Source organism: Paraburkholderia heleia NBRC 101817, assembly GCF_000739775.1.
In the GTDB taxonomy this organism is placed as follows: Bacteria; Pseudomonadota; Gammaproteobacteria; order Burkholderiales; family Burkholderiaceae; genus Paraburkholderia; species Paraburkholderia heleia.
The window spans coordinates 201,316-222,987 of sequence record NZ_BBJH01000002.1 but is presented as its reverse complement, the minus strand read 5'-3'; the positions used below and the strand labels follow the sequence as shown (position 1 = coordinate 222,987).

Below are 21,672 nucleotides of genomic sequence, written 5' to 3'. Positions count from 1 at the left end.
ATAAGGTAAAAGACGGGACGCCCATGCTAACGCCGCGCGCGCCGCGATCAATCCAATATCTCCTGCTATCGAACCCGCAAAAACGCATAAAGCCTGCGCGGCCCCTGACATGAGTCCACTGGCTCCACGCGGGCCTCGTGGTACACACTGTCCGCATGGAACGACGGCTCGAACCGTGTGCATGAGCAATGCGCTCGCCCCGTTCGCCGCATCCGGGATCGGCGCGCTGGCGGGCAAGCCCGTGGAGGTGTTCGAAGGGGACACTCGCGTGGCAGCGCGCGGGGCTGCCCCCGGCAAGCTCAACGGTGCGCCGGGTCCGAAATTTGCAACGTTTCGTACACGAGCGATAACGTGCAAAGCCGGGAGTCGTGTGATGAATGAGGAACGGAGAGCGAAGATCGAAGCGGTGGCTGGCAGGTTCATTCAGGAAGTGATGACAACGGGCTTGACAGTGGTGGTCATGGGTTTGCTTCCGTCGAACCAACGCGTGCCCGAGCCGGATGATGAGGCACGCAAGCCTCGCGCCAAGGGTGCGATCGGCACCCAGGCCATTGCATCTCGCATCACTCGTCCCTAGCGGATCCCGCGCTTGATGAGCGGAATGAGCGAGTCGATCGTCGCAGGTGTCTGTACCCCTGCGCCGGTGTTGATGGTCAGTCCCGCGAAGTGATAGGCCGCCGAGAGCACGCACTGCGTGACGGGCAGAAAGCCCTGCAGATAAAGCTGCTGGTCGAGCGTCGCGGTGATGAATTTGCTTTGCAGCCCGGAAATCGTGGCGGGCGCGAGATCGATGCCGCCCACGATGATTTGCCCCGGCTTCTTGCCAGCCTGCTGGAGCGCCTGCGGAATGAACCCGGTCACGCCGCCGTGCTGGGTGCCAATCGCCTTCAGACCAGGGTGCGCCTGAATAAAGGCGACCAGGATCGGCACGGCGAGCGACGAATCGGCATCCACCTGGGGCGAGATATTGAGCCGCGTCACCTTCACGCCGGCCTTTTCCAGCGTCTCGGCAAGGCCGCGGTCGGACTGGCTGCGCACACTCTCGTTGAAGACACCGTATTCGAGTGCCTCGTCGCCCTTCTTGAGCCCGGCGTTGAGCATGGCCTGAGCGGTGATCTGCCCGCCCACGTAGAGTTCGACGCCGGCGTAGCCGAAGCCCTTCGCGTCGTAGAGCTTCTGGTTGTCGGGTAGCGGCGTATTGCCGACGGTCACGATGATGCCCTGATCTACCGCCTGCTTGATCAGCGGGGCGAAGGCCGGATCGCCCGGATGGCCCATGATGCCAATACACGTCGGCTTTGCCGCCATCGCCTGGCGAAACTGCGCAAGCATCGTCTCCGGGCTCCAGGCCGAGAACTGCTCGATCACCTTGATGCCGAAGGCATGCCCGGCATCCGCAGCCCCGGTCTGGCGTGGCAGCGTCGCGCCGTCGCCGGGGTTGCCGCCCATCTGCATATACATCGTCATGCCCGCGCCGAGCTGGCCCGTCGTGGTCGGCTCAGTGGCGCCGGCGGTCGGCGCGAGGCCGAACGCCAGCACGCTCGCCCCCAGGAGGAACCCAGTCATGATCTTGTTCATCTTCGCTCCTATCTCCTGATTTAACGGCTTTATCCCCGCCCAAGCCTGAGTCTTTCGCGCAGCGCGCGCAGCCTGGCGGGATTCTCGACCAACAGATGCAGGATCACGGCGACGATGAACACCACCCCTTCGATCGCCTGGACCCAGAAGCCGGCGATACCTGTCGCCACGATTCCTGCCTCCAGCATCCCAATCACGAAAGTCCCGAAGAAAGTTCCCACGATCGTTGCCGTGCCGCCGAAGACCGAGGTTCCGCCGATGAACACGCCGGCCAGCGCCGGCAGCAGGTAGCCTTGTCCCTGGGTCGAGAAGTAGTTCAGATTCTCGAGCGTGAGCAGGACCGTGGCGAAACCGGCCAGCACACCCATTAGCGTGAACAGTTTTACTGTCTCACGCAGCACGTTGACGCCCACGACCTTCGCCACGCTGCGGTTGTCTCCGATGAACAGCACGTGCTCGCCAAAACGGTGGCGATTGAGGATGAACCACATGAAGACGGCGAGCCCGAGTGCCCAGATTGCCTGCATCGGGATCAGACCGAACAGCGTGCCCGCGAATACCGCATAGGCCGAACCGCTGGCGAGTTGCTGCAGCGCATAGGAGAGCCCGCCGGAAAGGATCGAGGCCACACCGGCCCAAAGGAACTGCGTACCGATCGTCACGATGATGGACGGCATGCCGACCACCGCGACCAGCACCCCGTTCACCACGCCGACGAGCGCGCCGCCAGCCAACGCGGCAAGAATGGCTAGCCAGGCGGATCCGGTGGTATTCACGCACCAGGCGAACAGAAAGCCCGAGAACGCCATCACCGAGGGGAAAGACAGGTCGATCTCCCCCGCCGCAATCACGAGAGTCAGCCCGATCGCCAGCACAACCAGTGGCGGCACGGTGGTCAGGAAGGAGAAGTAGATTGGCCAGCCCAAAAAGACACGCGGTGCGGTTGCCATGAACAGGCCGACCACCAGCGCGAACACGACAAAGCTCGGCAATCCCTCCATGCGGGCAAAACCCGGCAGGCGCAAACCCACCAGGCGCACCGGCCGTTTTTCTTTTATCGGATCGCTCACGTCCTTGTCCCCGCAACCGGCGCCGGCCCGTGCCCGCTTTGCTGTAGCGAAATCAGGAACCGCGTGAGGTCCTCGAGGCTCATCTCGCCTGACTTGATATCCGCGACGATGCGGCCGCGATCGAGCACGACCAGCCGATCGGCGAGTTCGTGCACATGAGCGAGGTTGTGTTCGATGTAGATGCAGGCGCGGCCGGACTCCTTGATGGAGCGCACGAAGTCGAGAACCTTGCGCACCTCGCTGATGGCGAGCGCCACCGTGGGTTCATCGAGAATGATCAGATCGCTGTCGAAATGCATCGCCCGTCCGATCGCGATGCCTTGGCGCTCGCCGCCGGAAAGTTTCGCAATCAACGAATCCGCATCGATTCCTACCCCGCGAAAACCGAGTTGCTGCTTGAGAATATCGTTGGCTATGCGCCGCTCTTCGGCGACATTGATAAACCCGAATCGGTTGACGATCTGGCGGCCGACAAAAAAATTACGCCACAGCGGCTGCTTCTCGCCGAGCGACTTCTCCTGATAGACCGTCTCGAAGCGCAACCGGTGCGCCTCGCGCACGGAAAAACGGCTCCAGTCGACCTCCTCGTCGCGGATGAACAGCTTGCCCGTACTCGGCCGCACGACACCGGTCAGCACCTTGATGAGTGTCGATTTACCCGCGCCGTTATCGCCGATCAGGCCGACGATCTCGTTGCGCCCAATGGCGAGGTCGATGCCGGAAAGCGCGCGTATCTTGCCGTAGGACAGGCTGATGCCCTGCGCGCGCACGATATGCCGCCAGTCGCTCGCAGCGGGCGCGGCATCGCTCTGCGTCACGCTACGCTCCAGCGCGAATGACCCACAGGGACGTTGTGTACGACGATAGCCATAAACCATTCCCCTTTGCTTATCGATCGCCGCATCAACTTACATTGGAAATGTCTCTGGAATTCAGCAAGATTTACAGTCTAGTTCAAGAATCGCCTGACGAGACCCCTTATTTCTTCGGGAAACCACTAGTTCTGGGTATCCGAATGAGGGGATGCAAGGGACCGGCGCGCCTACGATTGATAGCAAACTTCGCGCGTGTCCTCTGACACGGCCGCTCGTGAAGAAGGCTCAGGAGCACCGTTCCAATACGGCGTTTTGGTCGACAATGAGCTGCCCGGATGCCGGGCGTCCTGGCGCGGCAACAAGGCCTGGGCGCCCAGCGCGCCCAGGCGGCCCCCACCTCAGTGCATGTCGCCGACGACTACGCGTGCAGACAACGCATTCGTATCACGCGACGACGACGCGGCGCGAATCTCGTAGCTTCCGCCATGTACCTGCCACGAGTGTGTCGTCACGTTCCAGATCGCGAGGCGCCGCGCCGGGATGACGATGTTCACCTGCTGCGACTGCGCAGGCCGCAAAGCGACCTTTGTCCATCCCACCAGGCGCTGCGGCGGCTCGCCCAGACCCGGCGGCAGCGTGGCGTACACCTGGGCGACTTCGGCACCGGCACGCGAGCCCGTGTTGGCGACGGTGAAGGTCGCGATCACGTTGCCGCCCTGATCGGTGCGCGTCCTGAGCCCTGAGTACGAAAAAGTCGTGTAGGAAAGACCAAAGCCAAACGGGAACAGCGGATCGATGTTTTTAGCATCGTACCAGCGGTATCCCATCAGGAGTCCTTCGCTATAGACGACATTCAGGTTGTTTGGGTCGATGGTCGGCTGCGGCAGATCGGCTTCCTGGCGAGGGAACGTGATCGGCAGTTTGGCGGACGGATTCACGTCGCCGAACAGTATGTCGGCGATGGCCTGGCCGCCTTGCACGCCCGGATACCACGCTTCCACGACGCCGTTGACGCTGCCGAGCCACGGCATCGTGACGGGACTGCCGTTCTCGAGCACGACGATTATCCGTTTGGCCTTCGCAGCCACCGCGTTGATCAGCGCGTTCTGGTCGTAAAGCTGATTGCCCGGGTCGGCCTTGTTGTCAGGCAAGGACAAGGTCGCCAGATCCGTGCCCTCGCTTTCCCATTGCGTGGCGAAGACGATCGCGACATCGGCACCAGCGGCCGCGCTAGCCGCGGCGGAGGCGTTCGTGCCGTCGAAGTACGTTACCGCAGCTTGAGGCGCCTTCGCCTTGATCGCGATGTACGGCGAGGACTTGTACCAGGTCGCGCAACTCGAAAGCAGCGGGTTACCGGACTGGCATCCCGGCACTGCATTGCCGTCTGCCGCGGGCACGCCTCCCGATCCCCCTCCGGACATCACGCCGACATCGGCATGGCCTCCGATCACGACGATCGAGTGCAGCCCGCCGGCGGCGAGCGGAAGGACCGGCTGGTTGCTGCCGGATGCCGAGCCATTCTTCAGTAAAACGATCGACTCGTGTGCCACGGCCAGGGCCTCACGGTTGCCCGCCGCCTGGTCGACCGAGCCGCCTGGCGTTGGCGGGTGGTCCATGACGCCAACGGCGATCATGGTGCGCAGCTTGCGAAAGACCATGTCATTCAGACGCGCGACCGGAACGGTACCTGCCTCGACTGCCGCCTTGAGCGCGCTGCTGAAATAAGACTGAATGCCGAATCCCGCCCCAGCCGTTCCGAGGTCACCCGGCTGCTCCTCGTCGAGACCGGCCATCGCGGATGCGACGGTACTATGGTTGGCCGTCCAGTCCGACTGGACCTTGCCCTTGAATCCCCACTCCTGCTTCAGGATGGTCGTGAGGAGTTCCGGGTTCTGGCAGGCATAGACGCCATTGACCAGGTTGTACGAGCACATCACGTTGCCAGGATGCCCCTCGCGCACGGCAATCTCGAATGCAAGCAGTTCCGTTTCCCGCATCGTCCGTTCGTCAACCACCGAATTGCTCGTCATCCGGTTCGTTTCCTGGTCGTTCATCGCGTAGTGCTTCACCGTTGCAATCACATTCTGCGACTGCGTTCCCATGGTACGCGCCGCGCTCATCGTGCCGGTCAGGACGGGGTCTTCGCCCATATACTCGAACGTGCGGCCGTCGCGCGGTTCACGAGCAAGATTGAGGCCGCCACCCAGTCCTTCCGCGTAACCGAGCACGCGCAGCTCACGGGCAATACGCGCTCCGTACGCTCCCGCCAGTGCCACGTCCCAGCTCGAAGCGAGCCCGATCGGTGCGGGAAAGGCCGTGGCATGCGCGTTCTGCACATTCACGCCGCCAGCCGAATCCGCGGTGGCCAAAGGCGGAATGCCCAGACGACTCATGCCGGGAATGTAACCGGCACCCTGCACCCACGAAGGAAACGGACCACCCAACCCGGCGGTGGGAATGCCCGTTCCGTGTACCAGCTGGATCTTTTCGTCGAGCGTCAGTTGCGATACCAGCACTGCCGCGCGTCTGTCGGCCTGGTCGCCCTTCGCTTTCCAGTCAAAGTTCGGCTGTGACGCCAGCGAATCATGGGAAAAAAATTGCGCCCCCATCGAAAATAGGCTGGTGCCCCATGTATTGCTGGTGGCGGCTTGATCCGCGTACGCCACGGAGCCGGCACACAATGCGCCGGCTACCGCAATCGCTATTTGCTTCGCATTCCTCACGGTGTCTCTCCTGTTTTGCCGATTGCATGAGCGATGACCCGCAGGATTGCGGGACGGTAATCGGACTACATTTTTCTTCTGTTTTTATGTTGAATTACCCTACGTAGCGAGATGACGATATCACCCGAGGAAACGTTTGCGCTTATCGTCCCGTCGCAGAACTTAACCGTGCGTCGCGGCATCAGGGTTTGTCTTAGCCCCGCGCCGAGTGCCATTTCGTCGTTACCTTGCAGGCAGTTTACGGAGTCGCCGCACGACCCGGAGCGCCCGGGCGGCGATTCTCGCGGATTCGATATTCGACCCCATCGGGCCGTTTGAGGATTGGAACAAGGATGCTAAAGTTTCCAGCTACCAGCGGTTAGCCGAGGCGACGTTTCTCCGTTCCATGGTGTCTCCCATGACGACCGATCAAAAGACCGTTTCAAACGTCCTTGCCCAGCTTTCGCTCCAGTCCGCAATTGAACACGGCATGTCGCCGCACGACTTTACGCGCCTCACTGGCATAACCGAGGCCGAACTCTCCCATCCGCACGGGCGCATCCCCGCTTACAAGCACATTGCGATGCTCAATCTGCTGGAGCCTGGCTACCAGGCTTCGGAGCGGCTCGAAATCTTTTCCAGTTATTCGTTTCGCGCCCCCATCAGCACGTTATTGGCCATCGTCACGAATAGCCCGACGTTGACGCGGGCCTTCGACCAATTTCTGCGCTACCGGGTGTTGATCGGGAATGTCGATACCGTGAAGATCAAGCGCGCAGGCCAGACGTTCGAATTCGAATACGTTCTGGACGGCGCGCGCAGAAGTTCATCGAGCGCCTTCTATAATTTTCTGCTGCTCATTCGCCTCGCCGAACAATATAACGACAATGAACACTATCCCACCCAGGTCGAGCTGACCGGAGAGGCGTTTGCGCCCGTCTCCCAGCTCTCGCACCTGTGTGGCGCAACGGTGAAATTCAGGCAAAACCGCAACCGCATGCTGATGAAAACCGGGGCGGCGGACCTGCCGTATCGCAAGTACAACGAGATCACCGAAAACATTCTCTGCGGGCAAGCCGATGCCGATATCAGACGCTTCGTTCTCGGCCATTCGTTTTCTTCGAGAATCGAAGATTTCGTGACGAAGATGATTCGTGAGGCGCATGCCGGCCTGCCATTTTCGAACCCCATGGAGCAAGTGTGCGGCCGTCTTGGCATTTCACGCTCAACCCTGCACCGGCGCCTGCAAGGCGAAGGGACGAACTTCCAGGCGATCCTGGTCCATGCGCGGCTCGAGGAGGCCAGGCGGCTGCTGCCGCTGGCCGATTATTCCGTTGCCGCGGTGAGCGATCTTCTCGGCTTTTCTTCTCCCTCCGCGTTCTCGCGCTTCTTTCTCGAGAACAGCGGCGAGTCCCCTTCCCGCTACAAGTTCGAAAACTGCAGGTTCCAGTGAGCTTTTTGGGCAGACTGCGCCTGCCCTGTCCGCCCTCGAACCGAAAGGCGCTGGGCAGGATCGATGCGCGGCCTCCGATCGCAGTCTCCGGGACAATCATGCGCCGCCCTGAAGCGTTCATTGCTCACCCGCGCCGGCCCGTACGCTCGCGACGCCACCTCGGCTTGGTTGTGGATGCTTATCGCGACGTTCAGGGCATGATGACGGCGCGAGACGACGACGCGGCCGCCGTTCCGGCTCCACCACAGCCGGCTGCGCTCAATTTCGGCCTCCTTTCGGCGCTCGAATGGCTGGTTCAGGACTTCACACGGATGATCGGCGCGCAGTTTCATATCGAAAGCCGGGACGGGCCGGGATCGACGGTGCGCATCGTGTTCAACGAGACGACGGAAAACGTCAATCGTCTCCTGCCGGCCGACAACGAACTCCGGTAGTGGCGCGCGGCATCGGCTGCGCCAGCCGCCACGCGGGATTGGCGCGTGCCGCCGCCTCGCAATGCGAATGAAAGCAATCGGTCAGGTAGCGGCGTGGTCGTCGAGGTCCGGACGCATGGGCCCCATAGGCGCCGCCTGAGGAAACAGCCCCGATATTCACCCCGCATCATGCTGGCAACATCACTGCAAACGTATACTCCCTGCCAGTATTCGCCTATACTGCCCCACAGTATCCTCAATCGATGCCGTCATGCCTCATTCCCCCGAAGAAAAGAAGCGCGTTCTGACACGCGTACGCAAGGTTCGCGGCCAGCTGGACGCGCTCGAGCGCGCGCTGGAGGAAGGCGCGGACTGCGCGCCGGTGCTCCAGCAACTGGCGGCGATTCGCGGCGCGATCAACGGCGTGATGGCAGGTGTGCTCGAAAGCCACCTGCGCGAAGAATTCACACACCTTGCAGGATCAGCGGAGTCCCCGGGATCGATCGACGATGTCGTGACCCTCGTTCGAACCTACTTACGCTAGCTCACCGCGGGATGTCCCGCGGCGATTGGCCGACCCTCTTTTTTTAAAGGACTACTATGAAATCGCGTGCTGCAGTTGCGTTTGCGCCGGGCAAACCCCTCGAGATCGTCGAGATCGACGTCGAACCGCCCCGCAAGGGCGAAGTCCTGGTCAAGATCACGCATACCGGCGTTTGTCATACCGATGCCTTCACGCTCTCCGGCGACGACCCGGAAGGCCTCTTCCCCGTCGTGCTCGGCCACGAGGGCGCCGGGATCGTCGTGGAAGTGGGTGAAGGCGTGACCAGCGTGAAGCCCGGCGATCACGTGATCCCGCTCTACACCGCCGAATGCGGCGAGTGCCTGTTCTGCAAGAGCGGCAAGACCAATCTGTGCGTGTCCGTGCGCGCGACCCAGGGCAAGGGCGTGATGCCCGATGGCACCAGCCGCTTCAGCTACAACGGCCAGCCCCTCTATCACTACATGGGCTGCTCCACGTTCAGCGAGTACACGGTGGTGGCCGAAGTCTCGCTCGCCAAAATCAACCCGCAAGCCAATCCCGAGCAGGTGTGCCTGCTGGGCTGCGGCGTAACCACGGGTCTGGGCGCGGTGAAGAACACCGCCAAGGTACAGGAAGGCGATACCGTCGCCGTGTTCGGCCTGGGCGGCATCGGCCTTGCTGTGATCCAGGGCGCGAAGCTCGCCAGGGCCGGCCGCATCATCGCCATCGACACCAATCCGGGCAAGTTCGATCTGGCGCGCGCCTTCGGCGCCACCGACTGCGTGAACCCCAAGGATCACGAAAAGCCCATCCAGCAGGTGATCGTCGACATGACGGGCTGGGGCGTGGATCACAGTTTCGAATGTATCGGCAACGTCAACGTGATGCGCGCGGCGCTCGAATGCGCGCACCGCGGCTGGGGTCAATCGGTCATCATCGGCGTGGCCGGCGCGGGACAGGAAATCTCCACGCGCCCGTTCCAGCTCGTGACTGGCCGCCGCTGGCTGGGCACGGCGTTCGGCGGCGTGAAGGGCCGCTCGCAATTGCCGGGCATGGTCGAAGACGCGATGGCGGGCAAGATCCAGCTCGCGCCGTTCGTCACCCACACGAAGCCGCTCTCGGGTATCAACGAAGCGTTTGACTTGATGCACGAGGGTAAATCGATCCGCACCGTCGTTCACTACTGACACGCAAAGGAAGGAGAGAGACCATGGCCTCAGCCATTCACCCCACGGTTGACCGCGGCATCCAGAAAGGCGCCGAAAACTTCGCGGGCGGCACGCTGCGCTGCCAATGCGCGCAAGATCCGGTCGAAGTCCGCATCGACTCGCAGGTCCTGTTCAACCACGCCTGTGGATGCACCCAGTGCTGGAAGCCCGCCGGCGCGCTCTTTTCCGTCGTGGGCGTCGTCCCGCGCGACAAGCTGACGGTCACGGCGCACGGTGAAAAGCTGAAGGTCGTGGACGACAAAGCCACGATCCTGCGTCACGCCTGCACGGCCTGCGGCACGCACCTGTACGGCCGCATCGAGAAGAAGGATCACGCGTTCTACGGCCTCGACTTCATCCACACCGAGTTGTCGAAAGACGCGGGCTGGGACGGCCCCGGCTTCGCGGCGTTCGTCTCGTCGATCATCGAGAGCGGCACGCCGCCTTCGGCCATGGCCGACGTGCGTCAGACGCTGCGCGACAAGGGCCTCGAGCCGTACGACTGCCTGAGCCCAGCGCTCATGGACATTCTCTCCACCCAGGCTGCCAAGGCCAAAGGCACTTACCGGGAGGCCTGAAACACTCATGGAGCGCATCGAACGACACGCCAGCCACGGCGGCAGCCAGGAGGTCTGGAAACATGCCTCTTCCACCGTGGGCGGCGACATGAAGTTTGCCATCTATCTGCCCGAGGCCGCGTTGCGCGGGCAGAAATGCCCCGTGCTGTACTGGCTTTCGGGCCTGACCTGCACCGAGCAGAATTTCATCACCAAGGCGGGCGTGCAACGCTACGCGGCGCAGCACGGTATCATCGTCGTCGCGCCGGACACCAGTCCGCGTGGCAGCGATGTGCCCGATTCGCCCGACTACGATCTCGGCCAGGGCGCGGGCTTCTACGTGAACGCCACGCGGGCCCCGTGGGCGAAGCATTTCCGCATGTACGACTACGTGGTCTCCGAATTGCCCGCCGTCGTCGAGGCCGGGTTTGCAGCGAACGAGGCGCGCTCGATCAGCGGGCATTCGATGGGCGGGCACGGCGCACTGGTCGTTGCGCTGCGCAATCCGGGCCGGTATCGCAGTGTATCCGCGTTCTCGCCGATCGTCGCGCCGAGCCAGGTGCCATGGGGCGAGAAAGCGCTCACCGCCTACCTCGGCGACGACCGCGAAGCGTGGAAGCAGTATGACGCCGTGGCGCTCGTCGGCAACGCGGGCGAACGCTTGCCGCTACTCGTCGAACAAGGCGGCGGCGACGAGTTCCTGCATACGCAGCTACGGCCGGAACTGCTGCAGGCAGCCTGCGAAAAGGCAGGGCAACCGCTGACGCTCAACGTTCGCGAAGGCTACGACCACAGCTATTACTTCATCGCGAGCTTTATCGGCGAGCATATGGCTTTTCACGCCAAAGCACTGGCTTGAAGCGCACCTGCCGCCCGTCCGCCTGTTTCGGCGGCCGGGCCGTTTTTCCAGCTTGACGACCCAACCAGTCCCGGCGACGGGGCACGCACTATCAACGTTATCGGCTGGCATCCGCCCAATCAAAGGCTCAGCAGCCCGCGATACAAACTGTAGCCCGCCACGACCGCGGCAACGAGCACGGCCGCGAATACGACTTTCTCAGGATGAGAAAACACGCGCTGCCCAGCCTCGCGCCTCGCCTTGGCGAACAAGACCACACTCGGCGCATAAAGCAGCGACGAAAGCAGAAGGTATTTCACGCCGCCCGCATAAAGCAGCCAGACAGCGTAGAGCACGGACACCGCAGCGATCATCAAATCCCTGCGGCGCTCCTTTTGCGACAGCTCGTAAGTCTCACCGCGAATGGCGAGCAATAGCGCGTAGGTTGCCGACCAGAAGTAAGGCACGAGAATCATCGAGGTGGCGAGATAGATGAGCGAAAGGTATGTGCCTTTCGACACCAGCGTAATGAGCAGAAAGATCTGCACCATGCCGTTGGTCAGCCATAACGCGTTAGCCGGCACCTGTCGCGCGTTTTCCCTGCGCAGGAACGCGGGCATCGTGCGGTCGCGCGCGGCCGAGAACAGAATCTCCGCACATAACATGACCCACGAAAGCAGCGCGCCGGCCAGCGAAATGGCGAGCCCCACGCTCACCAGCACCACGCCCCAATGTCCGATAACGTGTTCGAGCACGCCGGCCATCGAGGGATTCTTCAGCCCGGCGAGTTGACGCTGCGTCATGATGCCGAGCGCGAGCACGTTGACGAGAACCAGAACGAGAAGCACGACGAAAAATCCGATCACCGTGGCCTTGCCGACGCTCTTGCGGTCCGCGGCGCGAGCCGAAAATACGGTCGCCCCCTCTATACCGACGAACACCCAGACCGTGACCAGCATCATGTTCCGGACCTGATCGAGCACGCCGCCCAGCGCAGGACTCGAACGCGCCCAGATATCGGCCGAGAAGACGTCTGGCCGAAACGCGAAGAGGCAGATAAGAATGAACAAGACGAGCGGAACGATCTTCCCGATCGTCGTGATCTGATTGATGAAACTCGCCTCTCTTATGCCGCGCAGCACCAGAAAGTGCACGCTCCATAGCAGTGCCGAGGAGCAGGCGATGGCGGGTAACGTATTGCCTTCGCCGAATACGGGGAAAAAATATCCGAGCGTACTGAAAAGCAGCACGTAGTATCCGACGTTGCCAAGCCACGCGCAGATCCAGTAGCCCCAGGCCGCGGCGAAGCCCATGTAGTTGCCGAATCCGGCCTTGGCGTAGGCGTAGACGCCGCCATCGAGATTCGGCTTGCGGTTCGCGAGTGTCTGAAATACGAGTGCGAGCGCGAGCATGCCGAACGCCGTAATGACCCAGCCAATCAGTACGGCGCCAACACCTGCGGAAGCGGCCATATTCTGCGGCAACGAAAAAATGCCGCCGCCGATCATCGAGCCCACGACGAGGGCAACGAGTGCGCCCATCCGAAGCCCGTTTGTGTGCCTGCGTTCCCCGGCGGCATCGAACCCGTGGGTAGCGTCGCTCATATGCGCTCCGTCTTCGCAGTGTCTGGTCGGGGGCATCCGGCTCCATTGCGAAATCAATGTTGGCAGGTATGCGGGTAAATGCAAGGAAAACGCTGCGCAACCGGAAACAACAGGAAACATCGGGCAATGCGCCGCGCATCGCACGCATTGCGATATGATCGCGATTTTCTGTGCCGGAAATCCCCACATGCAAGTGCTGGTCGACGCTGACGCCTGCCCCGCCGTCATCAAGGACATGCTGTTTCGGGCGGCGCGACGCGCCGAAGTCCTGGTGACGCTGGTGGCAAACCAATATCTGCGCACACCGCCGTCGCCCTTCATCAAGTCGATTCAGGTGCCGACAGGATTCGACGCGGCCGATGCCCGCATTGTCGAACTGGCCGAGGCGGGCGACCTCGTGATTACCGCCGACATACCGCTCGCCGCCGCGGTGCTCGAAAAGAACGCGCAGGCGCTCGATCCGCGCGGCAACTGGTTCACGCGCGAAAATATTCAGGAACGGCTGACGATGCGCGACGTGATGGATCAACTGCGCAATGCAGGCATCGAAACGGGCGGTCCGGCGCCGTTCAGCGCGCGTGACAGCAAGGCGTTTGCCGGTCAGTTCGATCGATTTCTCGCGCGGCATAACCCGCCGCCGCGCAAGACCGAGTGATGGCGGAGGGCAGTACCAGTGTGATCGCCCCTTCGCCGCGACGAGACTGCATGCGGTCAATCAGCCGTTAAAACGCAACATAAGGCGCGGTGCCGCCTGGCGCCGTCCTGCCCGCAATTGCGAAGTACACGTTGCGCCCGAAGAAGAACGGCAATCCCCAGTCGAACGTGGCGCCGCTTCCCGTTGCCGCGAGATTGTTGAAAGCCGAGGCGCGGGTACTCGCAAGCGCATTTTCGTTGGCGACCATGAAAGACATGTTCACCGGCGTCGTGGCTCCCGCGTTGCCAAAGGCTGTCGCCGTCAACGCAAGGGTGGCCGTCGGGCAATACCACTTGGTGCCGCCAGCACACTGGGTAATCGAACTGTCGGCGAAAAACAGGCCGTTGGATCCGCTGTCGACGTATGACTCGGCGAGGACCTGCCCGTTATAGCTGGTCGAGATGAACAGGCTCGCGTCATAGCCCAGCACCGACGTCGCACTGAACGTGTTGTTCGATTGTGTTCCTATCCCGAAGACGAGCGAACCATCGACGGACGCCTGTCCCGCGGCCGAAATGCCCGGCAACTCGACGATGACGCCATTGTTGTCCTGCGGCAGGAGTGCCACCGGGTTCTGAACCTGGGCTGAGGCGGTCACTGCCGTTGACGTGCAGGTTCCGGTCGTCGTGTTACAGAAATAGTAAATGTCCTTCGACGCGTTGCTCGTGCAGGCCGGGCAATCCTCCACGAGATTCGCTACGCCCAGGATTCCGTTGGCGCCAATGACCGACGGAGCGTCTGCAAGGGTGATGCCACAGGCGCTGGGTGCAGCAGGAAATCCGCCCGGCGTGCCGTCAATCATCATCGGCACATTGCTGGCAACTTCGCCAGCCAGCTTGATATCGGCGCTCGCCACGGGCCCCCAGAAATACCGGCCGTCCGCGAACGGATAGCACTCGCCAAGCACGTTGCCGCCGCTGTCCTTTTGCTCAGGAAGCGCACTTGCCAGGGCGCCGAGCGCCGAGGACGTGAGACGCAGCCCGACCGAGCCGGTGTCCACGAGAACGTCGCTCACGATCGCACATTGCGTGGTGCCGTGGAGGCACACCGTCACCGTAGCCACCGGGAGATTGGGCGCATAGCCGCTACCGGAAGGCGCCAATGAGGTATCCACTCGAATCGGCAAAACGTTACCGGTGCCCAGCGAGGGGCCGCCCGGGTTCCCACCGCCGCCCGTGCCCGGACCCGGCGTGCTCGATTGCGCGGCCTGGCCGCCGTTACCGCTGCTGCCGCCACCGCCGCAAGCGGCAAGCACGAGACAGAACCCCATTGCCCAAAATGCGTTGCGAATCGAGCTCATTGCAGGTCCTCCGGCGTAACACCCGCAGGAACCGCAGCCGGCAACCAGGCCGTGCCTCGCATATTGTTCATCCGGCCGCCTCCCACATATCGCATCTGCGCCGACTCGACAGCTACATGTCGATGCAGGTCAGCGTGGGCCGGCGTCTGCAGCGCGGCCTTGTATTCGGAAAAGTAACTACCGAACAATTGCGAAAAGTCCGGCGGACGCGGCCCGCTCCAGGACACGGCGAAAACCTGCCCGGCTGCATTCGCGTATTCGCGCACTGTCGTGCCCGTGGGCAGCGCGATGACCTGGGTGGTGTAGGCCGAAGTCGATGCTGTGGAGGACAACCGACCTCTGAGCGCGGACGCTTCGATCTGGAGTGAGTCGAGCTTCCCGCCCAAGGCGGCCTGTGCAGAAGACTCGCAAATTGCAAATGAAGCGACGCCTGCCAGCGCAGCAATCAGCAAGGCGCGTTTTCCCCGGAATTGATCAGGACGTACTCTCATGCTTTTCTCGTCTTTACTCTCGTTCTAATTGAGGCCACCGGCACAGGAAGTGGATACGGCCTCGTATTGGCAGACCGTTGTTCTTCTCAGTCGACCTCCGTTCATTTCAATCATTGCGCTTTTGTTTGCCGAGGCGAGCATCGCCTCGGCTATCCTGGCCCGTGTCTTCGATCTGGTACACGCGCGTGCGCACGGCGGGAAGCTCGGGCGGTTCCTGCGCGATTCCCCATGCGCTCAGCAAGCCTTCAAACGACACACCGGCCGGCGCCGTCCGTGGCTGCGGCAGAGGCACACCGGTCGAGCGGTAGCGAGCGGGGCCCCGTGCGCTCGCGCCCTTGTTGAGGCGTTCGGCGGCGCCGTTGCGCATGGCGTAGCGAACGACGTCCGATGCTTCACGTGAACTCATCAATCCCGACGCAGTCATTTCGCTAACCGACGCACTTTCGCGTTGCGCCAGCCAGTGCAGCAGCGTGAGCGCGCTAGCGTGAACCTTCATTACTGGCCTCTCCCGTCTTTGTCTTGTCCGTGTCCCCGGTGCAGATCATGCGACGAGCGGGACGGATTTCGCATTGTCTGCAATGCCATTCTTATCCGCTCGCCGGAGTCGTGGCCGTGCCATCGGGCTTGATTGCAGCGGCGAACACCTGAACAGCGGTGCGAGGACCGTGCTCGCCAGGAAGGTGAAAGGCGCGCGCGTACGCGGTAACCCCGAAGCGGCCGGCACGCCGCGTGTTTGCATTCATGTTTATCTGCTCATCCGAGGGTATCGGCAACCGCCAGACGAATCTTTAGCGCAAGCAATGAGTTTATGAAGGCCGCCTCTTTTGTAATAAAAATGAAGGGATCCGGAATTCAACGGGATCTGGAGCGGGCGCGTTTGCTGTTGCGCACGACCGGCCTGCCGCTCGCGCAGATTGCGGCAGAGTGGGGTCCCGCGAACGCGCGCCGTTTCAGCCATCGCTTTTGTGACGCTCGCACTGTGTATTGCATCGTAATCCGAATCACATCCGCATCCCGGCAAGACAGCTTCTCCCAGCGCCCGGTCAGCACAGTCAGCACAGTCAGCACAGTCTCTCGCGATCGATCGCTGCATCGAATAGTCGTCACGCTCCACCAGCGAAAATCCCACACATCGCCGAGGCTTTGTCACAATGTGAGGTACGCGCCGGCAATGAGGCGCCTTGTCAAAGGAGATCGTGATGGCCGAGCTTGTGACTTGCCTGTGGTTCGATGAAGGTAGCGCACGCGAAGCGGCGGAGTTCTATGCCGCGACGTTTCCGGACAGCCATGTCGGGGCTGGCCATGTTTCCCCGATACCGGGCATCGGCGCCGGGGCGGAACTGGTGGTCGAATTCACGGTGCTCGGCCGGCGCTTCGTGGGCCTGAACGGCGGACCCGACTTCCAGGCGAACCAGGCCGTGAGCTTCATGGTCGAGACCCATAGCCAGGAAGAGACCGACCGCTACTGGAACGCCATTGTCGGCAACGGCGGCGAGGAGTCGGACTGCGGCTGGTGCAAGGATCGCTGGGGGTTTTCGTGGCAGATCACGCCAAAGCGCCTGCTCGAATGCGTCTTCGGCGCCGATCGCGAAGCCGGCAGGCGCGCGATGGAAGCGATGATGCAGATGCGCAAGATCGACATCGCCGCGATCGAACGCGCCGCTGCCGCAAAGTAAGCGGCACGCGGCCGGACACCGCAGTCGCCGCGCGGTCGCCCAATAGCTGGCATGCAGATGACGCCAACATGGCGTGCGCGTCATATCGGGCGCATAAAGCGCTAACCACGTCGCGAGCAGGGAACGATACCTGCGAAAGGCTCTCGTACGCACAAGGGCGGCGCCACGATACGTGAGCCGCCGCCCTGCCATTCATCGAGCGGTCGACGCCGGATAGAGCGGCGCCGCCGCGATGCTTGCGAGGGCACCATGGAGTCTCGCCAGGGGCGTTCGATCGAAGTCGACTTTTTCCGCGGCGTCGTGCTGATCGTGATCGTGCTCGATCACATTCCAGGCAGCGCCTTGTCGCAGGTGACGTTGCACGCTTACGCGCTGTGCGACTCCGCCGAAGTGTTCGTGTTTCTCGGCGGCTACGCGTCGGCCGCGGCCTTTATGGCCGTGCGCGCGCACCGCGGCGTGAGCGCCGCGCAAGGGCGCTTCCTGCGCCGCAGCTGGGAAATCTACCGCGCCTATCTGCTGACCGCCCTGCTCACCTTGCTCTCGGGCGCGATACTCGCGCTCTTGCACCTGAACCCGGCCGCCGCCGATCTGAGCGGCTGGGCGTCGTTTGCCACGCATCCGGTGCGCGAAACCTTCCACGTCGTATTGCTCGCGCGCCAGCCGTATCTGTCGAGCGTGCTGCCGATGTATGTCATATTTGCGTTGTGCGTGCCTGCGGCGGTGCCCTTCGCCCGCCGCGCGCCGCTCGCCACGCTGACGTGCAGCCTGCTGCTCTGGGCCTTTGCGCCGCTGCTGGCTGTACTCATCGGCTCGAGCACGTTCGCGAACTGGCCGTTCGACCCATTCGCGTGGCAGTTGATGTTCGTATTCGGCATGCTCTGCCGGCTGTATCCGGTTCCGCCCGGCTTCAAGGCCTCGGAAACCGCGCGCTGGCTGGTACGATTCGCGTTCGCCGCGGTGGCGCTGTTCGCTGCGCTTAAATGGTTCGTCCTGACTCAACCCATGCCTGGGACAATGAAACAGCATCTGGCCTTCGCGCGCGTCGTCAACTTCATCGGCATTGCCATGGTGGCGGCGTACTTCGTCCATCGCGGAACGATCGCACGGGTCGCCGCGCGCCTGCCCGCCGTAGTGACCGTGGGTCGCACGGGGCTCGTGTGCTTCGTCGGCGGCACGCTGATCTCGGTGATCGTCGACACGGCCACGCCACACGCGCTGCACGGTGCGGCGGCATTCGCGGCAGCGCTGGCCGGCGACATCGTCGCGATCGGCGCGACGCTCATGCTCGCCCGGGCCTGGCGCGGAACGCTCGGGCGCCAGAAGGAAAAGGCCCGAGTGAACGCAAACGGAGCCGGCTGCGGATGATACGACGGGGCAAGCGCGCACACGACTCCCGCAAGGCGATCGCGATCGCCACGCTCATCGCTGGCGGCCCCGCTTTCGCCCAGCACACGCCTTCGCTGCCGCTGCATTGCGTCGACCTTGCGGGCACGCTGCTGCCGCCCGCGAGCATCGGCCTGCCGACCAACGGCGCGCTCGTGCTGAGCGCTACGATGATCCCCGCGACCGCCACAGGCAATCTCAACGGCGACTTCTGCCGCTTGACCGGCGTGATCCGCGCCCGCAGCGCCGGGACGCCGGATATCCGCTTTGAAGTGAACCTGCCGAGCCGCTGGAACGGCCGCGCGCTGCAATTCGGCGGCGGCGGCTACAGCGGCGTCGTGGTGACGGGAACCGGCCCGATGCCCTTCTCGCCCGACCGCGCGCCGCTCGCGCGCGGCTATGCGACCTTCGGCGACGACTCCGGCCACAACGGCACGTCGTCGGAGGCCAATTTCGGACTGCTTGAAGAAGCCGTAACCAACTTCGGCTACGCGCATCTGAAAAAAGCGCATGACGTTGCGCTAACACTGATCACGCTCGGCTATGGGCGGCCGCCGGAGCACATGTATTTCGCGGGCGGCTCGACGGGCGGCCGCGAAGGCTACACCGTGATCCAGCGCTATCCCGACGACTACGACGGCGTGATCGCGAACTCGCCCGCGCTGAACTTCTCGGGCGTGCGCCTGATTGGCGTTGTGGCGGGTCAGCACGAATACCGCACGCCGGGCGGCTATCTGCCGCCGCAACTGCTGGAGCATGTTTACGAGCGCGTGTTGCAGCTGTGCGATGCGCTCGACGGCGCGGCGGACGGCCTCATCAGCGACGTCGAATCCTGCCGCGCGAAAGAACCTGAGATCGTCGACTCGCTGCGTTGCTCCGCACAGGATGAGCAGGACCAGACGGATCGCCGGCATGCCGCCGACGACTGCCTCACGCCGCCGCAGATCGCGACGCTCGAGAGCCTGCGCGACGGCCTGCGCCTGCCCTACGCGCTGGCGTGGAATGCGGACACCTATCGCGGCTACAACGTCTTCCAGGGCACGCGCTTCACGAGCATGCTGGGCCTCGCGCATTCGCCCGAGCGGCTGACTCAACCGGGGTTCGTCACCAATGGCTATCTGTACGCCCAGGGCGATGCCTACCTCAAATACTTCATCACGCACGACCCGACTTTCGATTCGACGAACTTCGACGTGATGCATCCCGGCCGTTACCGCGAGCGGCTCTTTACGCTGTCGACGACGGTTGGCGCGATGAACCCCGACGTCTCGCGCTACCTCGCGCGAGGCGGCAAGCTCATTACCTTGCAGGGGCTCGCCGACGAGGTCATCAGCCCGAACCAGACCATCGCGTATTACCAGGGGCTGGTGGGGCGCTACGGCGAAGCGCGCGTGGACAGCTTCATGCGGCTTTACATGGTGCCGGGTTACCAGCACGGCAACGGCGTGTTCATCCCGTCCGTCGACCTGCTCGGCGCGCTCGACGACTGGGTCACGCACGGCAGCGCGCCGGAAACGCTGTTCGTGACCGATCTTGCCCAGGCCACGAACGGCCGCACGCGGCCGCTGTGCCGCTATCCGGCGTTTGCGCGCTATCTGGGCAAGGGCAATCTGAATCGCGCGACCAGTTTCACGTGCGTGATGCCGCAATGACCTATGCGCGCTACGCGTTGCGCGCCCGGCGAGCGGCACGCTGAGGCAGCAGCACGATGCAGCCGACGATAAAGATCACCAGCAGCGCGGATGCGTAAAAACGGCTGAAGTGCAGGCCGCCATCGGCGACAGGCTTGTCGAGCAGATCGCCCAGCGTCGCGCCGAGCGGGCGCGTGAGCACGAACGCGAACCAGAAAAGTGCGGTGCGCGATACGCGCGGCCACAGCCACAGCAGCGCCACGACAACGAGGCCTGCGCCGAAGATCGCTGCGCCGTATTCGTAGCCCACGCCGAGGCCGCCACGGTCTTCGCCCGCCACCCAGTCGCCCAGCGCGGTGCCGAGCGTTTGCGAAAACAGGATCGTAATCCAGTAAAACCACTCGACGCGCGGCGTCGCGACACTCTCGATCGAAACCGTGCCCTCTACCCGGTACCAGATCGCGAGACTGGCCACGAGCAACAGAAGAATGATCGATACGCCGCCAGGATAGCCTACGCCGAGCGAGCGGTCGAAAAAGTCCGCGAGCGTCGTGCCGAGCGTAGTCGTGGCAACGATCGTCGCCCAATAGAGCCACGGGTAGAAGCGCCGGGCGCGGATCTGTGCCGCCACCAGCACGACGAAGCACGCGAGGAAAATGAGCGAGCCAACGAGATAGCCCAGATTCAGTGACATGGTCACCCAGTCGCCGCCGGTTTCGCCGAGCGTCGTGCAGGCAACCTTGATGATCCAGAAGCCGAACGTCACGGCGGGGACCTTGCTGAGCGTATCTTCGACAAGACTTCGTGTGGTGGTGGACATGAACACTCCTTGCGCCGCGTGAGGGGCGGAACGAAACAGCTTGGGACTATATGCTGCGGTTGCTTAACTGAGCCTTAACAACGGCCGAATCTGCGCTAAACGCGCATCGTTGCCCGCGCATAAGCAAACACTAAGGTTGACTGCGTAACCTGTGGATATACGTCGTGGTGATCGGACGTCGCGATGTTGATTGAGCGGTCGCAAAACGGGTTCGCGATCTGCGCACTCTTTTCAGTAATCCGAAGTAACGTCTGTTACATGGAGTCGGTATCATGAAACTTCTACTAGCTACTGCTGTTGTCTCGCTCGGCGTCGCGTTGTCGCCCGCCGCCTTCGCACAGAACGCCGCATCCCCGGCACAAGCCACGCAGATGCCGCAACCGGCAAGCTCGCAGCCCGCCGGTACTCAACGCGCCGACGACTCCGGCTATGGCATGGAAAGCTCGGGCACCTCGAATGCTTCGGTTGCGCAAACATCGCGCCACGATGCCCTCATGTCACACGAGGGCCGCAACAGCCTGTTCGCGCATCATTGATGGGCGAGCAGGCCGCGCCGGCTGGCATGGCAATGGCCTAACGCGCGGCACAGGGTGATTTCACCCGCCGCCGCGCCGCTTGTCGCGCGCCAGTTCGTTCGGCGGTATGGCGGCGCTTTCCTGCAGGGGTTCGCCGGCAAGGCGGCGCTTGCCGGCCTGATCGCTCGCGATACTCGACGTGTCTCCTTCTGCGTCGTATTCGGCGGCAATCTGTTTTTCGGCGCGGCTCCAGTATTCGTCCGCCCGACCTTCCGGCGCGCCGTCGTCTTCCCAGAGTTGATAAGCGCGTCGCCGGACGCGCTCTTCCCGTTGCTCATTCATGATCGTTCCTCCGATGTGCGCGCGTGAGGAGCGCAGCAACCGCCCGGCCTCGGCTGCGG

General features: G+C 62.9%; 22 protein-coding genes and 1 pseudogene. 13 read left to right on the top strand and 10 right to left on the bottom strand.

Features of this window, described 5'->3' with window-relative positions; all coding sequences use genetic code 11:
* Positions 1 to 181: 181 nt before the first annotated feature.
* Positions 182 to 577 carry a hypothetical protein gene (locus BHE01S_RS01700; protein ID WP_042259796.1) on the top strand — a complete coding sequence of 132 codons (396 nt, stop codon included), beginning with the start codon at positions 182 to 184 and terminating at the stop codon, positions 575 to 577.
* On the opposite strand, the gene BHE01S_RS01695 is transcribed toward BHE01S_RS01700, so the two are convergent.
* The 4 genes from BHE01S_RS01695 to BHE01S_RS01680 form a co-directional block, all read right to left on the bottom strand.
* The gene (locus BHE01S_RS01695; protein WP_042259793.1) at positions 574 to 1,578 is read right to left on the bottom strand and encodes a substrate-binding domain-containing protein; all 1,005 of its coding nucleotides are present in this window, start codon (positions 1,576 to 1,578) and stop codon (positions 574 to 576) included. The two genes, BHE01S_RS01700 and BHE01S_RS01695, sit on opposite strands and share 4 nt — an antisense overlap.
* 29 nt (positions 1,579 to 1,607) lie before the next feature.
* A complete protein-coding gene (locus BHE01S_RS01690) occupies positions 1,608 to 2,648 on the bottom strand; it encodes an ABC transporter permease (RefSeq protein WP_245639607.1) in 1,041 nt (346 codons plus the stop codon).
* A complete protein-coding gene (locus BHE01S_RS01685; protein WP_245639606.1) occupies positions 2,645 to 3,418 on the bottom strand; it encodes an ATP-binding cassette domain-containing protein in 774 nt (257 codons plus the stop codon). The genes BHE01S_RS01690 and BHE01S_RS01685 overlap by 4 nt, the downstream gene beginning before the upstream one ends.
* A gap of 443 nt (positions 3,419 to 3,861) precedes the next feature.
* Entirely contained in the window at positions 3,862 to 6,186 is a 2,325-nt protein-coding gene (locus BHE01S_RS01680) for a beta-glucosidase family protein (RefSeq protein ID WP_407669448.1), read from the bottom strand.
* A 208-nt stretch (positions 6,187 to 6,394) separates the two neighbouring features.
* On the opposite strand from BHE01S_RS01680, the gene BHE01S_RS01675 reads away from it, so the two are divergent.
* From BHE01S_RS01675 to fghA, 6 genes are all read left to right on the top strand, one after another.
* The gene (locus tag BHE01S_RS01675) at positions 6,395 to 7,618 is read left to right on the top strand and encodes an AraC family transcriptional regulator (protein WP_157025074.1); all 1,224 of its coding nucleotides are present in this window, start codon (positions 6,395 to 6,397) and stop codon (positions 7,616 to 7,618) included.
* Positions 7,619 to 7,716: 98 nt separating this feature from the next.
* Positions 7,717 to 8,052 carry a hypothetical protein gene (locus BHE01S_RS01670; RefSeq protein WP_157025072.1) on the top strand — a complete coding sequence of 112 codons (336 nt, stop codon included), beginning with the start codon at positions 7,717 to 7,719 and terminating at the stop codon, positions 8,050 to 8,052.
* 250 nt (positions 8,053 to 8,302) lie between these two features.
* Positions 8,303 to 8,575: a formaldehyde-responsive transcriptional repressor FrmR gene (gene frmR / locus BHE01S_RS01665; protein ID WP_028203886.1), complete on the top strand. Its 273-nt coding sequence runs from the start codon at positions 8,303 to 8,305 to the stop codon at positions 8,573 to 8,575.
* Between the two features lie 56 nt (positions 8,576 to 8,631).
* Positions 8,632 to 9,741, top strand: coding sequence for an S-(hydroxymethyl)glutathione dehydrogenase/class III alcohol dehydrogenase (locus tag BHE01S_RS01660; protein WP_042259778.1), 1,110 nt, complete (start codon positions 8,632 to 8,634; stop codon positions 9,739 to 9,741).
* Positions 9,742 to 9,764: 23 nt separating this feature from the next.
* Complete coding sequence (gene gfa / locus BHE01S_RS01655) at positions 9,765 to 10,340, top strand: S-(hydroxymethyl)glutathione synthase (RefSeq protein ID WP_042259777.1); 576 nt, start codon at positions 9,765 to 9,767, stop codon at positions 10,338 to 10,340.
* A gap of 7 nt (positions 10,341 to 10,347) precedes the next feature.
* Complete coding sequence (fghA, locus tag BHE01S_RS01650) at positions 10,348 to 11,178, top strand: S-formylglutathione hydrolase (RefSeq protein ID WP_042259775.1); 831 nt, start codon at positions 10,348 to 10,350, stop codon at positions 11,176 to 11,178.
* Positions 11,179 to 11,297: 119 nt separating this feature from the next.
* Here fghA and arcD read toward each other — a convergent pair whose 3' ends face one another.
* Complete coding sequence (gene arcD / locus BHE01S_RS01645) at positions 11,298 to 12,761, bottom strand: arginine-ornithine antiporter (protein WP_042259773.1); 1,464 nt, start codon at positions 12,759 to 12,761, stop codon at positions 11,298 to 11,300.
* Positions 12,762 to 12,948: 187 nt separating this feature from the next.
* Between arcD and BHE01S_RS01640 the strand changes: the two genes are divergently transcribed.
* Positions 12,949 to 13,416, top strand: a complete 468-nt coding sequence (locus BHE01S_RS01640) for a YaiI/YqxD family protein (RefSeq protein ID WP_042259992.1) — start codon at positions 12,949 to 12,951, stop codon at positions 13,414 to 13,416.
* 67 nt (positions 13,417 to 13,483) lie between these two features.
* Here BHE01S_RS01640 and BHE01S_RS01635 read toward each other — a convergent pair whose 3' ends face one another.
* The 3 genes from BHE01S_RS01635 to BHE01S_RS01625 all read right to left on the bottom strand — a co-directional run bounded on the left by BHE01S_RS01635 (position 13,484) and on the right by BHE01S_RS01625 (position 15,742).
* Positions 13,484 to 14,725, bottom strand: a complete 1,242-nt coding sequence (locus BHE01S_RS01635; protein WP_052405642.1) for a DUF3443 family protein — start codon at positions 14,723 to 14,725, stop codon at positions 13,484 to 13,486.
* Positions 14,726 to 14,751: 26 nt separating this feature from the next.
* Complete coding sequence (locus tag BHE01S_RS01630) at positions 14,752 to 15,246, bottom strand: DUF2844 domain-containing protein (protein WP_084068465.1); 495 nt, start codon at positions 15,244 to 15,246, stop codon at positions 14,752 to 14,754.
* Between the two features lie 106 nt (positions 15,247 to 15,352).
* Entirely contained in the window at positions 15,353 to 15,742 is a 390-nt protein-coding gene (locus BHE01S_RS01625) for a hypothetical protein (RefSeq protein ID WP_157025070.1), read from the bottom strand.
* Between the two features lie 357 nt (positions 15,743 to 16,099).
* Between BHE01S_RS01625 and BHE01S_RS38880 the strand changes: the two are divergent.
* The 4 genes and pseudogenes from BHE01S_RS38880 to BHE01S_RS01610 all read left to right on the top strand — a co-directional run.
* Positions 16,100 to 16,219 (top strand): annotated as a pseudogene (locus tag BHE01S_RS38880) (AraC family transcriptional regulator); the annotation flags it as partial.
* 226 nt (positions 16,220 to 16,445) lie between these two features.
* Entirely contained in the window at positions 16,446 to 16,922 is a 477-nt protein-coding gene (locus BHE01S_RS01620) for a VOC family protein (protein WP_042259764.1), read from the top strand.
* A gap of 249 nt (positions 16,923 to 17,171) precedes the next feature.
* A complete protein-coding gene (locus tag BHE01S_RS01615; protein WP_042259763.1) occupies positions 17,172 to 18,287 on the top strand; it encodes an OpgC domain-containing protein in 1,116 nt (371 codons plus the stop codon).
* The gene (locus BHE01S_RS01610; RefSeq protein ID WP_042259761.1) at positions 18,284 to 19,957 is read left to right on the top strand and encodes a tannase/feruloyl esterase family alpha/beta hydrolase; all 1,674 of its coding nucleotides are present in this window, start codon (positions 18,284 to 18,286) and stop codon (positions 19,955 to 19,957) included. Before BHE01S_RS01615 ends, BHE01S_RS01610 begins: the two co-directional genes overlap by 4 nt.
* Before the next feature lie 10 nt (positions 19,958 to 19,967).
* Here BHE01S_RS01610 and BHE01S_RS01605 read toward each other — a convergent pair whose 3' ends face one another.
* Positions 19,968 to 20,756 (bottom strand): COG4705 family protein, encoded by a 789-nt coding sequence (locus BHE01S_RS01605; protein WP_042259759.1) that lies wholly within the window; start codon positions 20,754 to 20,756, stop codon positions 19,968 to 19,970.
* Between the two features lie 272 nt (positions 20,757 to 21,028).
* Between BHE01S_RS01605 and BHE01S_RS01600 the strand changes: the two genes are divergently transcribed.
* Entirely contained in the window at positions 21,029 to 21,292 is a 264-nt protein-coding gene (locus BHE01S_RS01600) for a hypothetical protein (protein WP_157025068.1), read from the top strand.
* A 60-nt stretch (positions 21,293 to 21,352) separates the two neighbouring features.
* Here the strand turns inward: BHE01S_RS01600 and BHE01S_RS01595 are convergent, their stop codons facing one another.
* A complete protein-coding gene (locus BHE01S_RS01595) occupies positions 21,353 to 21,652 on the bottom strand; it encodes a DUF2934 domain-containing protein (protein ID WP_322787264.1) in 300 nt (99 codons plus the stop codon).
* Positions 21,653 to 21,672 lie beyond the last annotated feature (20 nt).